General features: G+C 69.6%; 1 protein-coding gene. It reads right to left on the bottom strand.

Going from position 1 to position 276, the window contains the following annotated elements; translation table 11 throughout:
• A partial coding sequence (locus tag KVS69_RS19485; protein WP_302675390.1) for an NAD(P)H-hydrate dehydratase occupies positions 1-276 on the bottom strand: 276 nt, incomplete at both ends.

The raw sequence follows: 276 nt of genomic DNA on the forward strand, positions 1-276 counted from the left end.
TCACCCGAACCGGAGGTGCCGAGGCCGGGACCTCCGCCCTCGTGAATCCACGCCTCTCCATCAGGCCCGACGATCAACGTGCGCGGTCCCTTGAGCACCACCACGCTGGAGGTGTCACTCGCCATCTTGACGGCATGCTCCAGCGGGCTGCGCTCCACGTCTTCTTTGCGCCCGCCGCACATGAACGCCATCTCGCCCGCATGCGGGGTGAGGATGAACGGCGCCCCCACGGCTGCGCACACGCCGCCGTTGAGCGCGCCCGCGTCGAGCACCACG

The organism is Stenotrophomonas sp. GbtcB23 (assembly GCF_019091045.1).
Classification (GTDB): domain Bacteria; phylum Pseudomonadota; class Gammaproteobacteria; order Xanthomonadales; family Xanthomonadaceae; genus Stenotrophomonas; species Stenotrophomonas rhizophila_A.